Source organism: Candidatus Palauibacter sp. (assembly GCF_965261555.1).
GTDB lineage: Bacteria > Gemmatimonadota > Gemmatimonadetes > Palauibacterales > Palauibacteraceae > Palauibacter.
The window spans coordinates 1969304-1992042 of the sequence record NZ_OZ253465.1 but is presented as its reverse complement, the minus strand read 5'-3'; the positions used below and the strand labels follow the sequence as shown (position 1 = coordinate 1992042).

The 22739-nt window shown below is 70.9% G+C and carries 19 protein-coding genes and 1 tRNA gene; all 20 read right to left on the bottom strand.

The genetic code is table 11. The annotated features are described in order from the left end of the window. Positions 1-89: 89 nt before the first annotated feature. Positions 90-929, bottom strand: coding sequence for an MBL fold metallo-hydrolase (locus ACQY5G_RS08555; protein WP_428103790.1), 840 nt, complete (start codon positions 927-929; stop codon positions 90-92). Further along, entirely contained in the window at positions 926-4441 is a 3516-nt protein-coding gene (gene smc, locus ACQY5G_RS08550; RefSeq protein ID WP_428103788.1) for a chromosome segregation protein SMC, read from the bottom strand. The genes ACQY5G_RS08555 and smc overlap by 4 nt, the downstream gene beginning before the upstream one ends. A gap of 6 nt (positions 4442-4447) precedes the next feature. Next, positions 4448-6007: an SPOR domain-containing protein gene (locus ACQY5G_RS08545; protein ID WP_428103786.1), complete on the bottom strand. Its 1560-nt coding sequence runs from the start codon at positions 6005-6007 to the stop codon at positions 4448-4450. Next, positions 6004-7587 carry an SPOR domain-containing protein gene (locus ACQY5G_RS08540; protein ID WP_428103784.1) on the bottom strand — a complete coding sequence of 528 codons (1584 nt, stop codon included), beginning with the start codon at positions 7585-7587 and terminating at the stop codon, positions 6004-6006. Before ACQY5G_RS08540 ends, ACQY5G_RS08545 begins: the two co-directional genes overlap by 4 nt. Before the next feature lie 53 nt (positions 7588-7640). Continuing rightward, positions 7641-8036, bottom strand: coding sequence for a ribosome silencing factor (gene rsfS / locus ACQY5G_RS08535; protein ID WP_428103782.1), 396 nt, complete (start codon positions 8034-8036; stop codon positions 7641-7643). Positions 8037-8049: 13 nt separating this feature from the next. Beyond that, entirely contained in the window at positions 8050-8499 is a 450-nt protein-coding gene (gene rplI, locus ACQY5G_RS08530; RefSeq protein ID WP_428103780.1) for a 50S ribosomal protein L9, read from the bottom strand. 60 nt (positions 8500-8559) lie between these two features. Next, the gene (locus ACQY5G_RS08525) at positions 8560-9495 is read right to left on the bottom strand and encodes a DUF2232 domain-containing protein (RefSeq protein ID WP_428103778.1); all 936 of its coding nucleotides are present in this window, start codon (positions 9493-9495) and stop codon (positions 8560-8562) included. A gap of 12 nt (positions 9496-9507) precedes the next feature. Next, positions 9508-9726, bottom strand: a complete 219-nt coding sequence (gene rpsR / locus ACQY5G_RS08520; RefSeq protein WP_310785271.1) for a 30S ribosomal protein S18 — start codon at positions 9724-9726, stop codon at positions 9508-9510. Next, a complete protein-coding gene (gene rpsF / locus ACQY5G_RS08515; protein ID WP_428103776.1) occupies positions 9727-10431 on the bottom strand; it encodes a 30S ribosomal protein S6 in 705 nt (234 codons plus the stop codon). Positions 10432-10597: 166 nt separating this feature from the next. Continuing rightward, positions 10598-12664 carry a sodium-translocating pyrophosphatase gene (locus tag ACQY5G_RS08510; protein ID WP_428278670.1) on the bottom strand — a complete coding sequence of 689 codons (2067 nt, stop codon included), beginning with the start codon at positions 12662-12664 and terminating at the stop codon, positions 10598-10600. A gap of 141 nt (positions 12665-12805) precedes the next feature. Next, a complete protein-coding gene (gene pth / locus ACQY5G_RS08505) occupies positions 12806-13375 on the bottom strand; it encodes an aminoacyl-tRNA hydrolase (RefSeq protein ID WP_428103774.1) in 570 nt (189 codons plus the stop codon). A 33-nt stretch (positions 13376-13408) separates the two neighbouring features. Next, a complete protein-coding gene (locus ACQY5G_RS08500) occupies positions 13409-14065 on the bottom strand; it encodes a 50S ribosomal protein L25/general stress protein Ctc (RefSeq protein WP_428103772.1) in 657 nt (218 codons plus the stop codon). 8 nt (positions 14066-14073) lie between these two features. After that, on the bottom strand, positions 14074-15039 hold the full coding sequence (locus ACQY5G_RS08495; protein WP_419860663.1) for a ribose-phosphate diphosphokinase: 966 nt from the start codon (positions 15037-15039) through the stop codon (positions 14074-14076). A gap of 172 nt (positions 15040-15211) precedes the next feature. Continuing rightward, positions 15212-16273 carry a mechanosensitive ion channel family protein gene (locus ACQY5G_RS08490; RefSeq protein WP_428103770.1) on the bottom strand — a complete coding sequence of 354 codons (1062 nt, stop codon included), beginning with the start codon at positions 16271-16273 and terminating at the stop codon, positions 15212-15214. A 20-nt stretch (positions 16274-16293) separates the two neighbouring features. Continuing rightward, positions 16294-18444 carry a thioredoxin domain-containing protein gene (locus tag ACQY5G_RS08485; protein WP_428103767.1) on the bottom strand — a complete coding sequence of 717 codons (2151 nt, stop codon included), beginning with the start codon at positions 18442-18444 and terminating at the stop codon, positions 16294-16296. Positions 18445-18448: 4 nt separating this feature from the next. Beyond that, positions 18449-18519 (bottom strand) — tRNA-Gln (locus tag ACQY5G_RS08480). Between the two features lie 109 nt (positions 18520-18628). Then, on the bottom strand, positions 18629-19615 hold the full coding sequence (locus tag ACQY5G_RS08475; protein WP_428103765.1) for a 4-(cytidine 5'-diphospho)-2-C-methyl-D-erythritol kinase: 987 nt from the start codon (positions 19613-19615) through the stop codon (positions 18629-18631). Next, a complete protein-coding gene (locus ACQY5G_RS08470) occupies positions 19612-20676 on the bottom strand; it encodes a lysylphosphatidylglycerol synthase transmembrane domain-containing protein (protein ID WP_428103763.1) in 1065 nt (354 codons plus the stop codon). The genes ACQY5G_RS08475 and ACQY5G_RS08470 overlap by 4 nt, the downstream gene beginning before the upstream one ends. Continuing rightward, positions 20673-21428 carry a pyridoxine 5'-phosphate synthase gene (locus tag ACQY5G_RS08465; protein ID WP_428103761.1) on the bottom strand — a complete coding sequence of 252 codons (756 nt, stop codon included), beginning with the start codon at positions 21426-21428 and terminating at the stop codon, positions 20673-20675. The genes ACQY5G_RS08470 and ACQY5G_RS08465 overlap by 4 nt, the downstream gene beginning before the upstream one ends. A gap of 36 nt (positions 21429-21464) precedes the next feature. Then, positions 21465-22736, bottom strand: coding sequence for a GTPase HflX (gene hflX, locus ACQY5G_RS08460; RefSeq protein WP_428103759.1), 1272 nt, complete (start codon positions 22734-22736; stop codon positions 21465-21467). Positions 22737-22739: the final 3 nt, after the last annotated feature.

Sequence of the window (22739 nt, the reverse complement as noted above, 5' to 3'; positions counted from 1 at the left end):
GCCCGTCGCGCGCGCCTCCGGCGCGGCTGGACCGTGACTCTCCGGTCCGCTCGCCGCGGCGCCGACAGGAGCAGGATACTCCACTGGCGTCACCCGTTCGTCAACGAGACGCCAAGCCCCTCCCTCGCGATGCACGTAGCGCCGGCGTATCCGGCCTCGGCCACGAGACGCGAAACGTCGTGGCCCATTCGGAAGTGCGGGTAGATGTGCGTGAGCACGAGGAGACGCGGGCACGCGGCGGCGGCCAACTCGGCGACGCGGGCGGGCGTGAGGTGGTTGTCCGTCGCCTGCGAATCGGGGAGCGAGCACTCGCAGACGAGGGCGTTCACCCCGCGCATGAACGAGCCCAGTGCCGTGGACGGTCCCGTGTCGCCCGTGTAGCCGAAGCTGAACGCCCCACCGTCGAGCCGCCACGCGACGCTCTCCTCGGTGTGCGGCGTCTTGTGGGCTTCGAGCCGCGGACCTCCGCTCAGGTCCCGTGCCTCGCCCGGCGAGAGTTCCTCGACGAGGACGGAGAAACCGGGATCGAGGACGAAATCCCCGCAGGCGCCCGCAAGCTTCTGGAGGAACCCGCGCGTGCCCGCCGGACCCCACACCGTGAGCGGCCGGTTGCGGGGTCGGGCGAGACCGTGTTTCAGCGCGAAGAAGAGTCCCGGGAGGGCGCCGACGTGATCCGCGTGAAAGTGGGTGATCGCGAGGTCGGTGATCTTCCCCCACGGGAGGCCGAGCCGGGCCAGCGCCTGCAGCGCTCCGGGACCGCAGTCGAAGAGGATGCGCGTGTCTGGCGCGGATTCCGTGCCCGGGGACGAGACCCAGTAGGAGGAGGCCGCCCGGTCCGCTTCCGGGACGACGGTCCCGCACCCGACGACGATGAGTTCATCCGCCGCCGCGCCGTCCGGCGCGTCTCGCGCGGGTTCCGCCTCGCTCACGCCACCTGCGTGGCGGAGTTGAACTCCACACCGACGATCGAGGAGACGCCCGCCTCCTGCATCGTCACGCCGTAGATCCAGTCGGCGTTCTCGATGGTCCGCGGATTGTGGGTGATGACGATGAACTGCGTCTCCTCCTTGAATTCCTTCAACATGCCGACGAACCGGAGGATGTTCGTTTCGTCGAGCGGCGCGTCGACCTCGTCCAGCAGGCAGAACGGGCTCGGCTTCGCGAGGTAGATCGCGAACAGCAGGGCGAGCGCGGTCAGGGCCCGTTCACCGCCGGAGAGCAGGTGAATCCGTTGCGTCTTCTTGCCGCGGGGGCTGGCCGAAATCTCGATCGGGGAGTCCAGGGCGTCGTCGGGATTCTCGAACCGGAGATCGCACTGTCCGCCCTCGAAGAGGGAATCGAAGGTTCGATGGAAGTTGGTCCTCACCTGCTCGAACGTCTCCATGAGCGCGGAGGTCGCCTCCCGGTTGATCCGGCGGATCGAGGTGCGGAGGTCGTCGCGCGCGCGGGTCAGGTCGTCGCGCTGTCCCGTCAGGAATTCGAGACGCTGCTGCTCTTCCTCGTATTCCTGCTGCGCGAGGAGGTTGACCGGGCCGATGCGGGCGATGGAGCGCCGGACGCGCTCGAGTTCCGGTTCCCACTCGGCGGGCGCCGCATCGTCGACGGGGTCGACGCGCTCGCGGAGTTCGGCGAGCGGTGCGTCCCACTCCGCTTCCACGCGGCCCCGAATCGCGGACTCCCGGGCCTCCAGCTGCGCGATCTCCAGTTCAAGGCGATGCCGGGCCTCCACGCGCTCGCGCTCGCGCCGCCGTGCCTCGCTCAGCTCGGATTCGAGTCTGTCCAGTCGTCCGCGGCGTTCGGCGATTCGTCGCTCCAGCGCGGCGAGGTCCGCCTCACGCCGCGTCCTCGTTTCGAGCGCGGCGCCGATGGACGCTTCGACCTCCTCCGACTGCGCCTCGCTATCCGCGATCGACGCGTGGAGGCCGTCCACCTCCCGCGTCAGTGACCGCGACCGCTCCTCCGCGTCGGCGGCGGCCTCGGCGAGGCGGCCCTCCACTCCGCGTCGATTCTCGACCTCCGCCTCCCGCCGCGCCTGCGCCAACTGCGCGTCGTGCAGTTCGGCCCTCCCCGTGTCGGCGGCGGCGCGGGTAGCCTCGGCCTTCTCTCGCGCGTCCGCGTATGCGGAGGACGACCGCGAAACCTCCCGGTCGAGTTCGCCGCCGCGCGCGTCCTCGTCCGCCGAGAGCGACACCTCATGGTCGCTGAACGCTTCCAGTTGTTCGATGCGGCCGGCGAGTTCGCGACGCTCGTCGCCCAGCCGGACGAGCCGCGCCTCCGCGGAGGTCCGGTCGGCTTCGGCTTCGCGGCGGGTCGACTCGGCATCGGACACCGAGCGCTGCAGCGCGTTCACCTGCGCGACCGCCTCGGCGGCTCCGGCCCCCAGCTCCTTCACCGCCTCCCGCGACCGCGCGCGATCCGCTTCCAGCGCATCGACTTCCGCCCGCAGCGCCCGATGTTCGGCCCGCCGGCTCAGGAGCCCCTCCGAACTCACCCCTCCCACGTAGATCCCGCCCCACCGATCCTGGCGGCTCCCCTCGGGGTCCACCCAGGGGTGCGGGCGCGGCGTGAGTTCACCGCCTGACGCGACTTCGATGCCGGCGAGCAGCGCTTTCACCCAGACCGCGCCGGCCCCCTTCGCGTCGACGTGTCGCATGAGCGGCGCGTCGGCCTCCACCTGCTCCGGGAGCGGGCCCGGATCGAGCGGGAGCACCAGGATGCCTTCCTCTCCCTCCCGCCGTGCGAGCCACGCCTCGACCGCCCGCACCGCGGCCCCGTCGCTCACGACGACGCCGTGCAGGTACGGGCCGAGCTGAGACTCGACCGCCGCTGCCCACGGAGCGGACACCTCCATGAACTCCGACAGCGCGCCGTGAAGCCCGGGGATCGCGCTCCGGTCCTCCAGCAGGTGGGCGACGGCCTCGGGGAGGAGAGCGCTCGACCCCACCAGAGACCCGAGACTCGAGGCGCGAGCGCGCGCAGTGGCGAGGCGTCCCTCGAGGTCGGCCGCTTCTTCGCGGGCTCGACTCAGCGCCCCGTCCGCGGAGGACGCGGCGTCACGCGCCGTTCGCAGCCGGTCGCGCGCCTCCTCCAGCGTCCGGCCCGCCTGCGCCTCCCGTTCCGACGCACCCTCCGCCTCCGCCCGGAGTCCGCCCTCCTGGGCCGCGAGCGCATCGAGTGCGGGCCGTCGGCGTTCAAGTTCCTCGCTGCGGTCGCGGGCCCGAACCTCCTTCACGCTGAGTTCGAGCCGCCAGCGTTCCACCTCGCGTCGCGCTTCCTCGAGCGCTTCCCTCGCGGCGTCGCGCTCGCGCGCGGCATCGCGGGCCGTCTCGGTCAGAGCCTCCGCCCGAAGCTCGAGTTGAGCCGCTTCGGAGGCGCCCTCGGCGGCGAGCGACTGCCCCTCCTTCAGGGCGGACCGCGCTGCCTCCACCCGTTCCCGGAGGTCCTCGCGCCGGCGTTCGTTCCGGCGCACTTCCACCTCGAGGGTCGTCAGCCGGTCGCGCGCGCTCGAAGCTCTCGCCCCGGCGAGGAGGCGGGTGCGCTCCTGCTCCTCCACGGCGCGCCGAGCGTCCTCAAGGCTTCGCGCCAGACCGGCCCGTTCCCGCTCCATGTCCGTGTACTCCAGGCGAAGCGTTTCCGCCCGGGTCTCCGCCGTACCCAGATCCACATGGTCCGGCCCCGCGTCCGGCTCGAGGCGCTCGAGTTCCGCGCGTGCCTCGGCCAGCCGCCGGGTCGTCTCCTCGAGTCGGGCGTCGGCGACGGCGATCTCGAGTTGCAGGAGCCGGGCCCGGAGCTTCGCGTGGCGCTCCGCCCGTCCGCGCTGTTGCGCGAGCGAGCGGACCTTGGACCCAACCTCGATCAGCACGTCCTCGAGCCGCTGCAGATCGCTGTCCGCCTGTTCGAGCCGGCGGGTCGCGATCCGGCGGCGGTCCTTGTAGCGCCCGATGCCCGCCGCTTCCTCGAACAGCGTCCGGCGCTCCTCGGCGCGGTCCGAGAGGATCGCGTCGACCATGCGGCCTTCGATCATCGCGTAGGCGTTCGAGCCCAGCCCGGTGTCCCGGCACAGATCCAGGATGTCCTTGAGCCGGCAGGCCGTTCCGTTGAGCGTGTATTCGCTCTCGCCTCCGCGGTAGACCGTGCGGCCGATCGCGACATCGGCGTACGGCACCGGGAGCACGCCGTCCTCGTTCGAGAGTTCGAGCAGGACTTCCGCCCGGTGGATGGGCTGCCGCGCCTCCGTGCCCCCGAAGATCGCCTCCTCCATGCGGGACCCTCGGATGGCGGTGGGGCGCTGTTCTCCCAGAACCCAGCGCAGCGCGTCGGAGAGGTTCGATTTTCCGCAGCCGTTCGGGCCGACGACGGCGGTGATGCCCTGGTGCAGTTCGATCCGCGTCCGGTCGGCGAACGACTTGAATCCGCGCAGCGTCAGAGCCTTGATCTTCAAGCGCGCTCAGGGGGTTGAAGGAGTGGCGCCGCGCCTCACGACGAGCGTCGCGCTTTCGCCGGCGGCGTCCAGTGCATCGCTCATGGGGGCGGCCGCCTCCTCGTTCTCGTACGCGCCGCCGTACACCCTGAAGACCGGCATGCCGTCGAGCGCCGTCCACAGGCTGTACGCGGGGATGCCGAGCGACGCGAGTTCGGCGATCCGCGCCTCCATCTCCGCGGGATCCGTGAACACGCCGAGATCGTACGCGAGTCGCACGGGACGGAGGAGCCATGCGTTCGCCTCCTCGGCCACGCCCACCGCCGCGAGTTCGTTCATGAGGGCGGAAGCCTCCGTCTCGCTCGCGACGGCCCCGGCGAGGATCCGCTGATACCGGACCTCCCGGATCGTCGTGGGGGCCATGAAGTACAGCACGCCTCCGTGAAGCGCGCGGATCTCCGCCACGCGCTCCGCCGCCTCGGCAGGATCGCTGAAGCTCCCGAGGAGCACGGAGTACGGCCGCTCGGCGGCCGACTCGAAGGCGGCCGCGACCGTGGACGCGTCCGGCGCCTGCGCGACGGGACCCGGCGCGGAGACCTCCGGCGGGTCCGTCGGCGCGGCGACATCCGACGGATCCGTCGGCGTGCCCGCGTCTGCGGCGGCCGGGCCGTCCTCCACGGGCGTCTCCACGCGCGTCGTCTCCGTCGCCGGAGCCGCCGCCGGAGCCGCCGCCGGAGCCTCATCCCGGGCCGCGATCATCGACCCGACACGGGAGATCGCGTTGTCGAACCACCCGTTCCTGTACGCCCACCCGTTCCCGACCGCCAGCGCCGCGATCGCCAGCGCCGCGACGAGCGGCCCACGCGGGCGGCGGCTCCGGGCTTTCGCGCGTGCCGGCGTCCAGTCCGCCGGAGCCGCGTCAGGCTCGGGCTCGACGGCCGGTGTGGGCGCGGGTTCCGGCTGGGACTCGGCCGCGTCTTCCACGGCCTCGGGTTCGTGCTCCGGCTCGGACTCCGGCTCGGGCTCGGACGCCACAGCCGGCGTGGGCGCGACGCTCGACTCGAAGGGCACGTGGCCGTGGCACTGCATGCCGTGATCCTCGACCGAAACGCTTCCGACGGCGACGTACCCGTCGAGGAGATCGAGCAGACCGGCGGAGGGCTGCCCGCGTTCGGACATGACGATGAAGAGCGTCCCGTCCTCCTCCTTCACGCGAGAAACGAAGCGAGCGAGCGCAGGGGATTCCAGCAGACCGACTACCCCTTCCGGCACCTGTCCCGCCGGCAGATATACGTAGGGGCAGTCCGCGCGCCGCACGGCCACCCGGGCAAGTCGTGACTGGCCCGCGAGGAACTCCGCCATGCCGCGGGACTCGGCCCGCTCGGGTGCGCCGGCCAGTTCGTCGAGGGGCGACGGCGCGGATTCGGAGTTCAGGACGAGCGTCCGTCCCCGGCGGCGGGCGAAGGAGGTCGCGATCGTGTCGACGACCGTCGCGCTCCGCTCGGCCTCCGAACGCTCGAAGACGAGCGCCACGATCCGCGCATCCTCGGGCAGTTCCCACGTGAACGGGGCGGCGCCGGCGCTCACGGGCCTCGCCTCATCGCCTGATCTCCCTCCTCGTGAATCCACGCGTCGATCCCTCTCTCCCGCAGCAAATCGAGTGCCGCGCCCTCCGCGTCGGAGAGCGTCTCATACGGACCCACGAGGAGCCGATGCCACATGTCGCCGGCCTCATCCATTCGCCGCAGCACGTGCGTCGAGTAGCCCGAGCCGTCTAGGAGTTCGCGCATCTGCCCGAGCGCAGCCGCCTGCCGCGAGGAGAGCGCGACGGCGTAGAAGCCGCCGGGAAGCTCGGGCAGCGGAGCGGGCGCGAGATCATCGAGGAGTGCCGGGCTCCCGTCCGACATCCTCCCCACCCTCCCCACCGTCAACAGTCCGATGCGGGGGCCGGGCGGAACGCTGTCGGCGAGCGCGTCCAGCGCCTCCTCGGCATCTTCCAGCGTGTCCTCCGGCACGACGGCGGCGGACGCGACGGGCAGGCGGCGCCCCCAGCGGAACGGGAGCCACCAGGCGTCGGCGGGGCCCTCCACGGCGGCGACTCCGCCGTCCGGGCGAAGGAGACCGAGGCCGCTCTCCGCGGACAGCAGGACCGCTCCACCCGGAAGCGCGAGCGGCAGGTCCGCCCGCCACTCTCCGGGCACCGCGTCCAGGCCGGCTTCCCCCGCCCTCGCGGACCAGGCGTTCGAGCCATCCCAGGCGACGAGCCGGTCTCCCGTCATGCCGGGCCGCAACGTCTCGAGGGGCGCATCCGGTCGCGAGGACCCGACCTCCTGCCAGTCATAGCGATCGATGACCGTGAAGCGCGGCCGGTCGACCGACGCCGCGAACACGCGGTGCTGCGAGGGGGAGATGGCCAGAGCCGACGGCGCGCCGCCGATCTCCGCCCCTTCGGCCGGCTCGAGCCCGGGGATCGACCACTCCGTGAGTCCCCGGCCATCCCCGGACGCCGTCACGATCGTCCGACCCCACCCCGCGAGCGCGACGGGGCCTCTCGTACCGACCGCCCGCGTCGCCGCGGGCCGCGATTCCCCGGCTTCCCAGACCGCGAGTTCAGCTCCGTCCGCCCCTTCGAAGAGGGCGACGACCCGGTCTCCCGCGGCGGGGGCCGCCCAGTGCACGGCGCCGCCGGCGGTGACCTCCGCGGTGCCGGTGAGGGTGACGGCGAGGATCCGGTCCCCGGACACGAAGGCGCCCCCGGCGGGCGACGGGATCCAGCGCGCCTCGGCGGGGGCGTCGGGAAGCGGGGTCTCGGCCTCCACCGGCGAGGTCGTGTAGAGGCTGAGCTGCCGCCCCCGTCGCAGCACGGCGGCGGAACCGAGCGAATGGGCCGCCGTGACGCCTTCGAGCGACAGGCGTCCGGTCCAGCGCACGGTGGACGGATTCTCGATCGCGCGGAACTCCGCGACTCCGCCGTCGCGCGGAATGACGAGAAGCCCGTACCGCTCGAACGACGTGCCGGAGACGAGGGATGGCCCTTCGAGGGGGGCGGGCTGATCTTCCGGGGGGCTTCCGCAGGCGGCCGACGCACCCCCGACGCCCAGCGCGAGAAGGAGCGCAGCCGGCAACTTCGCCCCGCGCACCACGAAGCGAGAGGAAGAACGATTCATGGCCCTCAAAGCTAGCGCCGTACCTCCGGTCACGGAACGGCCACGAACCCGATTCACTCCAGTTCGAAGAGGGGGGCGTCGCCCCACAGCCGCTCGAGCCGATAGAACTCCCTGACCTCGCCCAGGAAGACGTGCACGATGAGGCCCACGTAGTCGATCAGCACCCAGCGACCCTGGTTCAGCCCTTCCACGCCGACCGGACGGAAGCCGTCCTCGCGCGTTCGATCGAGGATGTTCTCGCTGATCGCGCGGGCGTGCGTGTCGGAGTCGCCCGTCGCGATGACGAAGAAGTCGGTGACGTCCGACAGCCCCCGCAGATCGAGGATCGTCGGGAAGCGCGCGTTTCTCTCGAGCGCGGCCTCCGCCACGCTGCGGAGTTCCGCGGAGGGGTCTCCCCGTTCGGAGAGCCGGCGCCACACCTCTTCCAGCGGGAGCGGATCGCGCATCATCGGTTGCGGCCCGCTATTCCTCGGCGACCACGGACACCTTGAGCGTCGGCACGATGTCCATGTGGACTCTCACCGGGACTTCGTGTTCGCCGAGGTCCTTGATCGGATCTTCGAGCCGGATTGCGCGACGGTCCACGGCGACGCCCTCCTTCTCCAGTTCGTCCGCGAGGTCCGCGGCCGTGACCGAACCGAACAGGCGGCCGCTCTCGCTCGCCCTGCGGACGAAGCTCACTTCCCTGCCCTCGAGTTCGCCCGCCAGTTCCTGGGCCGCTTCGCGCTCCCGCTCGGCGGACTGCTCGACCTGGCGCCGTTCCTCCTCGAACCGCCGCCGGTTCCCCTCCGTCGCCACGAGCGCGATCCCCTGAGGAATCAGGTAATTGCGCGCATACCCCGGCCGCACGTTCACCATCTCGCCCGCGAGGCCGAGATCCGTGACGTCCTTTCTTAGAATCACTTCCACCATCGGTCCCTCCAGTTGTATCCACCGGCTGACCATTGTACGCGTCCGCCCGAGCCAGGGGGTTCACGCGCCGTCCGTCTTCACCCCCGGACGCGAACGCAGGTCCAGCCACGTATCGCTGATTCCCATGACGAGGGCCGCACCCGCCGTCACCGGGTAGAGGACCAGCGCCGCGAGCACCCACGCGCCGACCGCCCAGCCCGAGCTTAGCACGGAAGCCCCCAACCACACGAGCACCGCAAGACCTCGGAGCAGATAGAGGCCGCCCATCACCGTCACCATGTTGCCGCCCGCGCGCTCCGCCCACGCCCCCGCGGGGAGGACGAGCAGCGCGAGCCCCAGCACGAGCACCCAGACCAGGTGATCGCCGAACCGGAACTCCCGCAGCGGCGGAAGCGGTCTCCGTTCTCCCCGGATTCGCCCGAGGATGTAGCCGGCGACCCCGAGGGCCGAGATCGAAGCGAGCGCGAGCATGGCCGGGTACACAGCCTCCCACACGCTCACGATGCCGCGCACCGTCGCTTCCACCGACCGACCGCCCCATGCATTGAAATCAACCACGGCCAGCGCCCGGCTGAACTGCGCCGTGATCTGCCAGTCGAGATCCGCGGGGAGCCCGGGCCGCAGCACGGCGAGAGCCGCCACCGTGGCTCCCGCGATCGCGACCGCCGCCAGCGACCGGTCGAATACCGGCCGATCCGGCGCCAGCGCCGTGCCGAGGGCGAACCCGCCGGCCAGAAGCACCGCCCAGCCGCGTTCGATGAACCACAGCGGCCCCGCCTCCCGAAACCCGAGCGCCGCTCCCGCCAGGAGGAGCAGTGCCAGGGCGGCCGACCCGGACTGGGGCGGCTCGAAGGTCAGAATCGCCACGGCCGCGGGTACGCCGACGATGGCCATGAGCCCAAGCGGCGACGAATTCAGCGGCGACAGCAGCATGACCAGCAGGAGGAGACCCGCAGCCGGCCAGAGGCCGCTCCAGCGCTCCCTCAGCGGCCCCATGCCGGGGTCGAGCTAGTCGTGGTAGCCGCGGATGTACGGCAGTAACGCGAGGTATCTCGCCCGCTTGATCGCCACCGTCACCGCCCGCTGGTGCCGCGCGCACGACCCCGTGGCTCGCCGCGGCAGGATCTTGCCGCGATCCGAGATATAGCGATCCAGCGCGCGTTCATCCTTGTAGTCCACGCCGACGATCCGGGTCTCACAGCACCGGCACGCCTTTCGAAAGGCCATCTATTCCTCCTTCGCGTCGGCGGACTCTTCCGGTTCCCCGGCGTCCGCGTCCGCGTCGTCCTGCTCCGTATCCGCATCGTCCGCCGGCGCCTCCTCTTCCGCTTCGGCCTCGGCTTCGGCGGGAGCATCGTCGGCCGCTTCGTCGGCGTCGTCCGCCGCTTCGTCAGCCTCGTCCGCCGCTTCGGCGTCGGCTTCGGCTTCGGTCTCGCCGGCAGCCTCGTCGGCGGCTTCTTCGGCCTCGTCCGCCGCTTCGTCGGCCGGCGCTTCGTCAGCCTCCTCCGCCTCGGCGCCGTCCGTTTCCCCGGTCTCCTCGGCTTCGGACGCTTCCTCCGCGTCGGCTTCCTCTGCGTCGGCTTCCCCGGCCCCGGCTTCCTCCGGCTTGGGGGCCGTCGGCGCCGGATCGGGAAGCGGCCACGGATGTTCCTGGATCACGATCAGGTACCGGAGGAGGTCATCCTCGAGCTTCAGCACGCGCTCCAACTCCCGGAGCGGATCGGGCGACGAAGTGAACCGGGCCACGACATAGTAGCCGTTCGGCTGCTTCTGGATGGGGTAGGCGAGTTGACGCTTGCCCCAGTGGACGGAGGCGGTGACTTCGCCCGGACCGTCGTCCGCGATGATGGCGTGGAACCGCTTGAGCTTCGCCTCGATGTCCTCGGAGGTCAGGCTCACACGGAAGATGTACACGATTTCGTAATCGCGCATGGAGAACTCCCTCGGTCTGGTCGGCCCCGACCCGCGGTCGGAGCAGGAGTCTGTGTCTTGTCGGCCCGCCGCAGGGCGGCGAAGCCGTATGTAGAGGCAGTAGCAGCTAATGTAGCGCCGCTGTCAAGGCGACCGCCGATCCGCGTCCGGCGGCCGTACCCGACGGCTAGAAGAGTCCGAGCGTCCGCAGCACCCCGCCGACGGCGGCGAGGGCGGTCTCCACGGCTTCCGGCGCCGCGGCGGCCATCCCGTGCACGTCCACGAACCAGGGCGCGAGGACGAGCGAGACGACGCTCATCAGCTTCACGACGATGTTCATCGACGGCCCGGACGTGTCCTTGAAGGGATCGCCCACCGTGTCGCCGACCACGGCCGCCTTGTGCGGGTCGGACCCCTTCCCCCCGTGGGCTCCGGTCTCGATGTACTTCTTCGCGTTGTCCCACGCGCCCCCGGAGTTCGCCATGAAGAGCGCGAGCAGCACGCCGCTCACGGTCGCGCCGGCCAGCGAGCCGCCGAGCGCCGCGACGCCGAGGAAGCGGCCGACCATGATGGGGACGATGATGGCCACCAGGCCCGGCACGATCATCTCGCGGAGCGCCGCCTTCGTGGAGATGTCCACGCAGCGCGCCGAATCCGGCTTCGCCGTCCCCTCCATGATTCCCGGGATCTCGCGGAACTGGCGACGGACCTCCGCCACCATGCCTGCCGCGGCGCGGCCCACCGCCGTCATCGTCAGCGCGGCGATGAAGAAGGGCGTCACGCCGCCGATGAAGAGTCCCATCACGACGAGCGGATCGATGAGGTTGATCCCGGTCTCGCGCAGACCCACCGCGTTCGCGTAGGCGGAGAAGAGGGCCAGCGCCGTGAGCGCGGCGGAGCCGACCGCGAAGCCCTTCCCGATCGCCGCCGTCGTGTTGCCGAGCGAGTCGAGCGAGTCGGTCACCGAGCGAACCTCGGGCCCCAGCTCCGCCATCTCCGAGATGCCGCCCGCGTTGTCCGCCACCGGGCCGTACGCGTCCACGGACATCGTCACGCCGACCGTGGCCAGCATCCCCACGGCGGCGATCCCGATCCCGTACAGTCCCGCGAAGTTGAAGGCGAGGAAGATGGCGGCGGAGATCAGGAGCATGGGGATCGCGGTCGACTCCATCCCGACCGCGAGTCCCGTGATGATGTTCGTCGCGGAGCCGGTCTCGGAGGCCGAGGCGATGCGCCGGATCGGCTTCTCCGCCGTGTAGTACTCCGTCACGAGGCCGATCGCGATGCCGACGAGGGAGCCGAAGAGCATGGCCCAGAAGGGGCCGGCGTTCGGGTGGATGAAGACCCACTTGCCCTGCGCCGCGGCGTCGAAGATCTGGAGGTTCACCGTGATCGCGTACGCCACGACCCAGAAGATCACGGCCCCGATGATCGGCGCCCAGCGGAGGGCCGCCGCGGGGCTCATGCGCTCCAGGACGCGGATGGCGAGGACGCCGACGGCGCTCGCCAGGAAGCCGGCCATGATGTAGAGGACCGGCAGCGACACGGCCTGGAGCCGCGCCCCGTCGAGGATCATCGCGCTCGTCACGCCGATGACGATGGTGGCGATGACGGAGCCGACGTACGACTCGAAGATGTCCGCCCCCATCCCCGCCACGTCGCCGACGTTGTCGCCCACGTTGTCCGCGATCGTCGCCGGGTTGCGGGGGTCGTCCTCCGGGATGCCGGCTTCGACCTTGCCCACGAGGTCCGCGCCGACGTCGGCCGCCTTCGTGTAGATGCCGCCGCCCACGCGCGCGAAGAGCGCGATCGAGGAGGCGCCCATCGCGAAGCCCGAGATGATCTCGCCAAAGGGGCGGAAGCCGGTCGCCTGGGGATCGTAGATCAGGATCACGGCGCCGATTCCGAGCAGGCCGAGCGCCGCCACCGCGATGCCCATCACGGCCCCGCCGGAGAAGGCGACCCGGAGCGCCTTGGCCTGGCCGTCCGCGCGCGCCGCCTCGGAGGTCCGGACGTTGGCCGCCGTCGCCGCCTTCATCCCGAAGAAGCCCGCCAGGATCGAGCAGGCCGCACCCAGCGCGTAGGCCACCGCCGTGTGCGGGCCCACGAGCCAGAAGAGGAGGGCCGCGACGACGATGATGAACGGCAGCAGCACCGTGTACTCCCGCCGCAGAAACGCCATCGCGCCCGAGTGGATCGCCTCCGACAGCTCGGCCATCTTCTCGTTTCCGACGGGCTGCGCCTTCACGTACATGAAGAGCGCGAAGGAGAAGAAGAGCCCGATCACGCCGAGCCAGATCGCAAAATCGATGTTCCCGACCAAGTTTCCGACCACGTTCCCTGCTCCCTTGCCTGTCCCTCGACTATCTCGTGACTATCGCCTCATCCGCGGGGCTCACCCCGGACGGTTGAAGCGGTTCATCGCCGCTTCCACGCCATGTTCCAGCCAGTACTCCACCGCTTCCGCGGCCCGGGGGAAGGCCCCCAGCGCTTCCTCTTCCTCCGCTCGCGGCATCCGTGACAACACCCAGGCCGCGAGGTCGATGCGTTCGTCCGGCGGCCGTCCGACGCCGAGCCTGAGGCGGCCGTAATCGTCGGAACCGAGACTCGCCGATATCGAGGCGAGGCCGTTATGCCCGCCCGGCGACCCCCTCGCCCGCAGGCGAAAGCGACCCGCCGGCAGCGCGACATCGTCGACGAGGACGAGCATGTCCGCCGCGGGGTCGAAGCGGCGCGCGGCGAGCAGCTCGGCCAGCGACTCGCCGCTCCGGTTCATGTACGTCAGCGGCTTGTGGATCTCGACTCCGGGCCGTGCCGCTCCCGTCGTCCAGGCCGTGGCGCCGTCCGCGCGAAACGGTTCGCCGCCCCACCCGAGCGCCAGGCGATCGGCGAACCACCAACCGATGTTGTGTCGCGTATCCCGGTACTTCGCGCCGGGGTTTCCCAGCGCGAGGAGCAGGCGCACGGCGCCGGCGCGGACCGGATCCCGCCGTCCCGCTCAGTCCTCCTCCGGTTCGTCGCCCGCGGCCTCGGCCTCCTCGCCTTCCACTTCCACTTCCTCGTCGAGTTCCTCGTCCACTTCCTCTTCTTCCTCGAGGGCCGGCGGCACGACCGTGCAGATCGTGACCGTTTCGTCTTCGAGGATCTCGACCCCGCCCGCATCTACGTCCGAGACGTGAAGCGAGTCGCCGATTTCGAGGGCCGAGACGTCGACTTCGAATCCGGATGGGATCTCGTTCGGCAGACACTCGACCTCGAGTTCGTGCCGGAGGAACTGCAACATGCCGCCCATCTCCACGCCGGCCGGCGTCTCCACGAGGTGGACCGGCACCGGCACGCGGATCTTCACGTCCGCGCGGATCTCGAAGAAGTCCACGTGCAGAAGCTGGGGTCGATACGGGTGGCGCTGGATCTCGCGGATCAGGACCGGGCGCGGCTCGCCGCCGTCGACCTCCAGGTCGATCACCGTCGTGGCCGCATGGATCTTGCTCAGCAGGCGCGAAAGCTCGTGCGTGTCCAGCGCGAGCGACTCGGTCTCATCGCGGCGCCCGTACACGACGGCGGGCAACTGGCCGCTCCGGCGAAGCTGCCTCGCGGCGCCCTTTCCGGACGTCGACCGCGTCCGCGCCGTCAATTTGGCGGATTCGTTCGTCATCTTATCTCCTACTTGAACAACATGCTTACGGAACTGTTCGTGTGCGTGCTCTCGATGGCCTGCGCGAGCAGGCTCGCCACGGAAAGCACGGTCAGGTTGGGGAGCGCTTCCCGCACTCCCGGAGCGAGCGGCACGGTGTCCGTCACCGTGATCTCCTTCACGTCCGCCGACCCGAGGCGCTCGAGCGCCGGCCCCGAGAAGAGGGGGTGCGTGGCGAGGACGTAGACGTCCAGCGCGCCGCGCTCCTTGAGCACCTCGATGGCCGACACCATCGTCCCCGCCGTGTCGATCATGTCGTCGGGTACGATGCAGTGCTTCCCCTCGACCTCACCCACGATGTTCGAGACTTCCGCCTCGTTCGGCGCCGGACGCCGCTTGTCGATGATCGCGAGATCTCCTCCGAGGCGGCGGGCGTAGCCGCGCGCCATCTTCGCCGCGCTCACATCCGTCGCGACGACGACCAGGTTGTCCAGCTTCTTCATCTCGTAGTAGCGCCGAAAAACCGGGGCCGCGTACAGGTGGTCGACGGGGATGTCGAAGAAGCCCTGGATCTGGTGCTGGTGGAAGTCGATCGAGAGGACGCGGTCCGCGCCGGCGGCCGTCATCAGGTTCGCGAGCAGCTTCGCCGCGATCGACACGCGAGGCTGATCCTTCCGGTCGGAGCGGCCGTACCCGTAATAGGGGACGACCGCCGTGACCCTCGCCGCCGAGGCGCGCTTCGCCGCGTCGATGAGGATCAGGAGTTCGAGCACGTTCTCCGCGGGCGGGTTCGTGGGCTGGATGAGGAAGACGTCGCGTCCGCGGACGTTTTCGTCGATGCGCACGAAGATCTCGCCGTCGGCGAACCGCTTGATCGTGACGTCGCAGAGCCGCTCTCCGAGCACGTCGGCGATCCCCTGCGCGAGGGCGGGATTCGCCGTACCCGAGAGCAGCATGATCGGACTCGTATGGAACGAGAAGTCCGTGGTGTCCATGCGTGTCGACTGGCTCGCTGGTCTGGTTCCGGCGCTCGTCGCTCCCGCGCGCATGCCGCGCGCGAAGGCCCTGCCGGAATGGAGAGAAACTGTGTGGGTCCCGAACCCGTGTGCCACAGGGACGGACCCCACGGCGACAGCCGCCCAGACTATCGATTCACGCGGGTTCCTGTCAACGAGCCTCCGGAGCTGCGGGGATCGTGTAGACGACCTGCGTCGGGTAGGCGATTTCGACGCCGTGCCGGTCGAACCGCTCGTGAAGCGCGAGCAGCACCGCCTGCTTCGCGTCCATGAAGCGGTCGTACTCGGGGACGGTCATGTAGAAGATGGTGTCGAACTCGATCGCGGAGTCCGCGAAGCCCGAGAGGTGACAGCGGTCGAAGCGAGTCTCCTCCTGGGCCCCCACGATCTCCTCGATCCAGCCGGGGATCTGGGTGAGGAGGTCGCGCGGCGTGTCGTAGGTCACGCCGATCTTCAGCGCCCCGCGCCGGTCCGCCATGCGCCCGAGGTTCCGGATCCGGGTGTTGATCACGTCGCTGTTTCCGAGGATGAGTTGCTCGCCCCCGAGGCTCCGCAACCGGGTCGTCTTGAGGCCGATGTGCTCCACCGAGCCCTGGAAGTCGCCGATGACGAGGAAGTCGCCGATGACGAAGGGCTTGTCGAGGATGATGGAGAGCGATGCGAGCAGGTCTCCGAGAACGTTCTGCGCCGCGAGGGCGACGGCGATGCCTCCGATCCCGAGGCCCGCGAGGAGGGCCGCGACTTCGACCCCGAGGTTGTCGAGGATGAGGAGGAGGACGACGGACCACACGGCGAGCCGTCCCACGAAGGAGAGCGCGCCGACCATGGTCACGGCCTCCGCGTCCTCGCCCGCCGTGGCGTCCACGAACCGCCGCACCCAGAAGGCGATCGCGGCGTTCGCCCACATCCCGCCCTGGACTACGACGGCGATGACCGCGGCGCGCCGAATCACGAGCGCGACGGTCGGATCGAGTTCGAGGACGAGCGAGGCGGCGAAGAGCCCGACGAAGAGGATGAGGCCGAACTTCGTCTCGCCGAGCACATGCGCGACGAGATCGTCGAGCGAGGTCCGGGTCTGGCTCGCGAAGCGCGCGAAGGCCCGCAGCGCGTAGCGTTCGAGCAGCCACAGCGCGAGGGTCGTGACGGCGTAGATGCCGGCGGCGATCAGCCAGGCCGAAAGCGTGTTTCCGTAGATGGTCTGGTCCAGGCCCATGCCTCGAACTCCAGTGTGTGTCAGTCGAGCTGCTTCAGCATCTCCGCAACGTCGGTCGTCGGACGCCGGCACGCGAAGCCGGTGCAAACGTACGCCGTCGCCTTCCCGTCCAGGAGATCGTGCGGCGCGGTGAAGGGAGCGATCTCCGTGAGCGCCTCCGCCGCGGGCCCGCCGGGCGCTTCCCTCGGGCTGCCCGCCGGCTTGAAGAGGACGGCCGTGCGGGGGCCGTAGCGGTCGGCGAGCGCGGCGAGCATGCGCCGCGTGCCGGGCTCGTCGGGGTCACCGGCCACGACGACTTCCTGCGCCGGCCCCAGCGCGAGATCGAGCGCGACGAGCGACATCGTGTGCGCGGAAGGCGCGCCGCCGACGGGACCGGCGAGCGCCCCGCGCAGCGCCTCCGCCCGGTCCAGGAGTTCGAGGTCCCCCGTGAGCCGGCCGAGCCGGAGGAGCACGTACCACGTCGTCGCGTTGGCCGAGGGCGTGGCCCCGTCGTACAGCTCCTTCTGCCGGACGGGCACGTCCGTCTGCGTCGCGTCCACGTTGAACACGCCGTGCCGGTCGGGGTCCCAGAAGCGTTCCAGGAGCGGGTCGAGCAGTTCGCGCGCCGCCCGGAGCCAGCGCGGGTCGAACGTCGCCGCGTACAGCTCGATCAACCCCCAGATGAGGCAGGCGTGGTCCGCCGCGCCCGCGGGGATGGCCGCGTCCCCGTCCCGGTAGCGGTGGAGCAGCTGTCCCTCGTCGTCGCGCAACCGCTCGAGGATGAAGTCCGCCGCCCGCGCCCCCGCCGCGACGAGCGATTCGTCGCCGAAGGCGATGCCACTCCGCGCCAGCGCCGCGATCATGAGCCCGTTCCAGTCCGTCAGGATCTTGTCGTCGAGCAGCGGGCGCTCCCGCGTCGTCCGCTTCTCGAACAGGACGCGCCGCGCCTCCTCCAGCCGTTTCTCGACGCCGGCGGCGTCCTCCCCCAGCGCCGCCGCGATCTCGGCGGGCGTTTCTCCGGCATGCAGGATGTTCTCGCCGGTCCGGAGCCCCGACGCCTCGTCCGCGAAGTTGCCGCGCGCCTCGATCCGGAAGGCGCGCCGCGCAAGGCCGGCCGCGTCCTCCCCCAGCGCCTCCGACAGCGCCTCGTCGAACTCGTCCCGCGTCCACACGTAGAACGCCCCTTCGCGCCCCTCGCTGTCCGCGTCCTCCGCGGAATAGAAGCCGCCCTCCGCGTCCGTGAGGTCGCGCGCCACGTACTCGTAGATCTCGCGGGCCACCGTCCGGTGCGCGTCGTCGCCCGTCATCTGCCACAGCTCCGTGTACGCCATGGCGAGGAGCGCCTGGTCGTACAGCATCTTCTCGAAGTGCGGGACGAGCCAGCGGGCATCCGTCGAGTAGCGGTGGAAGCCGTATCCGACGTGATCGAAGACGCCTCCCCGCCTCATGGAGACGAGCGTCTTCTCCACCATCTCCACGCCGCGCCGGTCGCCGGTGCGGTCGCTCCAGCGCAGGAGGAAGAGGAGCTGGTGCGGCGCCGGAAACTTCGGAGCCCGGGAGAACCCTCCCTGGTGAGGGTCGAAACGGGCCCGCAGCTCGCTGAAGCCGCGGCGGAGCGCCTCCTCGTCCAGCGCGCCCGCCCCGGAACCCAGCCCGCGGACCTCGACCTCACGGATGGCCGCCAGCGCCGAGGCCCCCGCCGCCTCGACATCCGCCCGCCGCTCCCGCCACAGCTCGGCCAGCCGGGGCAGCAGGTCCAGCATCCCCGCCCGCCCCGCCATGCTCTCGCGCGGGAAATACGTCCCGGCGAAGAAGGGCTGCTTGTCCGGCGTCATCACGATCGTGAGGGGCCACCCCCCCTGCCCCGTCATGAGCTGGCACGCCGTCATGTAGACGCCGTCTATGTCGGGACGCTCCTCCCGGTCCACCTTGATCGACACGAAGTCGCGGTTGAGGAGCGCAGCCACGTCCTCGTCCTCGAAGGACTCGCGCTCCATGACGTGGCACCAGTGGCAGGTCGCGTAGCCGATGGAGAGGAAGATCGGACGGTCCTCGTCTCGGGCGCGCGCGAAGGCCTCCTCCCCCCACGGAACCCAGTCCACGGGATTGAAGGCGTGCTGGAGAAGGTAGGGACTCTTCTCCTGCGCGAGTCGATTGGCCCGGCCGGCGGGGCGGGAATGGGAATCAGGCATGGGATTGGCCCCCCAGGGGTCGAACCTGGATCATCGGCTCCAAAGGCCGGTGTCTTGCCATTAGACGAGGGGCCAGAGGCGCCGAAGATGGCGCGATCCGGCAAGCGGCGTCAAACAGCGCCGACGTCCCGGATGGGGCTCGAACAGGCCTCGGATGGGCCTCGGGACAGGTACCGGATCGGGCTCAGACGGGGAGTGAGACGTCCAGAATTCGGAGGCCGTCGGCGCCCTCGCGGGCGGCCAGCGTTCGGCGGGCGCGGGCGCGCTCCATCTCGTCGCGGAAGATCGCGAACAGCGCCGAGCCCGATCCCGTCATCGCGGCCACCGCCGGGTCGGACGAGCGAAGTTGATCGAGGAGTTCCGACAGCTCCGGGTGCCGGGAAAGGACGGGCGCCTCGAGGTCGTTTCGGGCCAGGCGCTCGAGCGATTCCCACTCCGCCAGCCGCGTCGCGCCGGGAAACACCGAAGCCCCTCCCGCGTCCGCTTCCGTCCTCCCGAGCCAACCGTACGCCTCCGGCGTGGAAACGTGGATCCCGGAGCAGACGAGCAACGCGGGACGGGGCCGCGGCGGGCGGAGCGGGAGAAGCCGGCGGCCGCGTTCCCAGCCCAGCGCCATCGGGACGCCAAGGAGGGCGAAGGGCACGTCGCTGCCGATCTCGCCGGCGATGTCGACGAGTTCCCGCGTCTCCAGGCGGGGCCAGCGGTCCGCGAGCAGGCGGAGCGTCGCGCCCGCGTCCGCGCTTCCGCCCCCGAGTCCGCTCCCCATCGGGATCCGTTTCGTGAGGTGGATATGCACGGCGGGCCGCGCCCGTCTCCGGAACGCCCGGTCGAGAAACGCCGCAGCGGCCTGCCAGCACAGGTTGTCGGGACCCTCCGGCACCCCTTCGGCGAGCGGCCCGTCGACGGAGAGCGCGACGCCCTGTCCGGCCCCCTGCCACGCGGCTCCCCCCGACGCGGCGCCTTCCGACGCGGCTTCCTTCGGGCGGGCTGCGCGGGTGTCGGGCTCCGAGAGAGTCACCGTGTCGGAGAGGCTCGTGCGCGCGAGCACGGTCTCGACGCCGTGGAAGCCCGTTGCGTCCCTCGCGAACACGCGGAGGCGCAGGTTGATCTTCGCGTGCGCCTCGGCCGTCCCGATCTCCCCGGCGCCCGCCGCCTCTCCGGCCCTCGTCACTCCGAGGTCTCCGGCGGCGAGGTCTCCGGGGGAAAGGTCTCCGGGGCCGGAGTCTCCGGCGCCGGGGGCTTGCCCCCACCGAACTCTTTCCGGCTGATCCCCAGGCGTCGCATGTACCAGATCCCCAGCACCGTGATCGGCAGGAAGGTGAGGATGTGGTAGCCCGCGGCGAAGCTGATGATCCTCGCGGGCTCGATGTGGTGGAGTTCGAGCGCGACGCGGGCCGCGGTCTCGAACGGTCCGAAGAACCCCGGCGTCGACGGGATCGCGACGGCGAAGCTGATCGTCGTCTGGAGGACGAGCGCGCCGAGGAACCCGGGCGTGAGAATCCCGAAGGCGAGGAAGCCGAGGAAGAACGAGAAGGCGTTCCAGGCCCACACGGCGAACGACCACAGCATCGCACGGGCGAAGACGTGGGCGTGGCGCAGCGCCCCGAGGCCGTCCACGAAGGCGGAGAGCACGTCCATGACGCGGTCGGCGACGCGGTCGGGCGCGACCCGGTGGAACCACGTGGCCGCGAGCCGGAGGAAGCGGTCCGGCGAGCGGACGAGGAGGGCGAGCGCGATCAGGCTCGCGGAGACGAGGATGACGCCGACGGTGAACAGGTCCCGCAGCGTCCCGGAAGCGGCTTCGTCGACCCCGACGATGAAGAAGGCGGGGACGAGGAACACCATGAGGACGATCGCGTCGAGCAGGCGCTCCACGACGAGCGAGGCGAGCGCGGCGCTCAGGGGCACGGGCGTGATCTGCGACAGCGAGTAGGCGCGGGCGAACTCTCCGAGCCGGCCGGGCAGGACGTTGTTCGCCATGAAGCCGATGCACACGGCCGCGTAGCGCGAACCGAACGGCAGGTGTCCGTTCGAGGCGCGGAGGAGGATATCCCACCGGATCGCCCGGAGGTTGAACGTGAGCGTGGCGACGACCGTCGCGGCGATCAGGAGCCAGACGTTCGCCTCGCTCAGGTGCCTCAGGAGTTCGGCGGCCGAGACGTCCCGCAGCGCCCAGATGAGGAGCGCGACGGAGACGAGGACGCCGATGAGGACTGTGAGACGGCCTCTCACCCGCGCGCCTCGCGCACGAGTTCCGACATCTCGAGCACCGCGCGCTCCATCCCCACGAGCACGGAGCGGCTCACGATCGAGTGGCCGATGTTCAGTTCCTCGCACTCGGCGATCGCCGCCACCGGCTGCACGTTCTCATAGGTGAGCCCGTGTCCGGCGTGCACGCCGAGGCCGGCCGCCTCGGCCCGGGCCGCGGCATCCTCCAGCCGCGCGAGTTCGCGGTCGGCGTTCGCCTGGTCCGGGGCGTTCGCGTACTCGCCCGTGTGCAGTTCGATCGCGGCGGCGCCCGCCTCGGCCGAACCGTCGACCGCCGCGGGGTGGGGGTCGATGAAGAGCGACGTGCGGATCCCGGCGTCCTGCAGCCGCGCCACGGCGGCGGCGATGCGGGCCGGATCGGCGGACAGGTCCAGCCCGCCCTCCGTCGTGAGTTCCTCCCTCTTCTCGGGGACGAGGGTCGCCTGGGCCGGCCGCCACCGTTCGGCGAGGGCGAGCACCTCCTCCTCCGCCGCGAGTTCGAGGTTCACGAAGGTGCGGACGGTCTGCTGCAGCAGTTCCACGTCGCGGTCCTGGATGTGCCGGCGGTCCTCGCGGAGGTGCACGGTGATCCCGTTCGCGCCGCCCAGTTCGGCGAGCACGGCGGCGCGCACCGGGTCGGGTTCGTCCGTGCCGCGCGCCTGCCGGACCGTCGCCACGTGGTCGATGTTCACGCAGAGCCGGCAGTCGACCAGATGCGAAAAGCTGCTGTTCGCCATGATGTGCTCCCGTTTTCGACTCGACCGTCCGCCTCGTCAGGCGGCGTCGGCCCGCTCCACGACCAGACCGCTCTCCCGCCAGCGGCCGGCCACTCCGGCGGGCACGCGGGCCACGATGACCACGCACCCGGCTTCGTACGCGCGCTCCAGCACCTCGCCCTCCCGGTACGCCTCGGCGAGCCGCGCGCCGTCCCCGACGGGCAGACTCACCCGCACCGTCTCGAGGCGGGCCCGCATCGCCGCCTGAAGAGCCTCCTGCAACGGCTTCAGCCCATCCTGCTCCATGATCGAAGTCAGGACGTGCGGCCGTCCGCCCGCCGCGGCCCGCTCGCGCAGCGCCCGCTCCTCCTCGTGCGTGAGCCGGTCGACCTTGTTGAAGACCTCGATCACCGGGCGGTCCGCCACGCCGGCCTCCGCCAGCACTCCCTCCACGGCCTCGCGCTGCTCATCCCGGCTCGGCGACGAGGCGTCGATCACGTGCAGCAGGAGGTCGGCCTCGGCGAGTTCCTCCATCGTCGCCCGGAAGGACGCCACGAGATGATGCGGCAGCTTCCGGATGAACCCCACCGTGTCCGTGAGGAGGATCGGCCCCGGACCTTCGAGATCGCAAACCCGGGTCGCCGAGTCCACCGTCGCGAACAGCCGGTCCTCCACGAAGACGTCCGAGCCCGAGAGCGCGCGCAGGATGGAGGATTTGCCCGCGTTCGTATAGCCCGTGAGCGCCACGGTGAACTGCTCGCTCCGCGCCCGACGCTGCGTGACGCGGGCCCGCGCAATGTGGTCGAGCTTGCGCCGCAGCCGGGCCAGGCGCCGGTCGATGAGGCGGCGGTCCGTCTCGATCTGCTGCTCGCCGGGCCCGCGCGCGCCGATGCCTCCGCCCTCCCGCGAGAGGTGGGTCCACATCCGCTTCAACCGCGTCCGCAGGTACTGGAGCTGGGCGAGTTCGACCTGGAGCTTCGCCTCCGAGGTCCGGGCGCGGAGCGCGAAGATGTCGAGGATGAGTTCGGTCCGGTCGAGCGCGCGCACGCCGAGCGCCGCTTCGAGATTCGAGCCCTGGGCGGGAGTGAGTTCCTCGTCGAAGATGGCGAGCGTCGCGTCGTGCTCCCGGAGCGTCCGCCCCAGGCGTTCGACCTTCCCCTTGCCGATGAAGGTCGAGGCGTTCGGGGTGCGCAAACGCTGGACGACGGCGCCCCGGACATCGGCTCCCGCCGTCCCCGCGAGGCGGGCGAGTTCCTCGAGGTGTTCGTCCACCGTCTCCTGGGGCATGTCGGGGGGCGGCGCGCCCACGAGAATCGCGCGCTCCGCCACCCG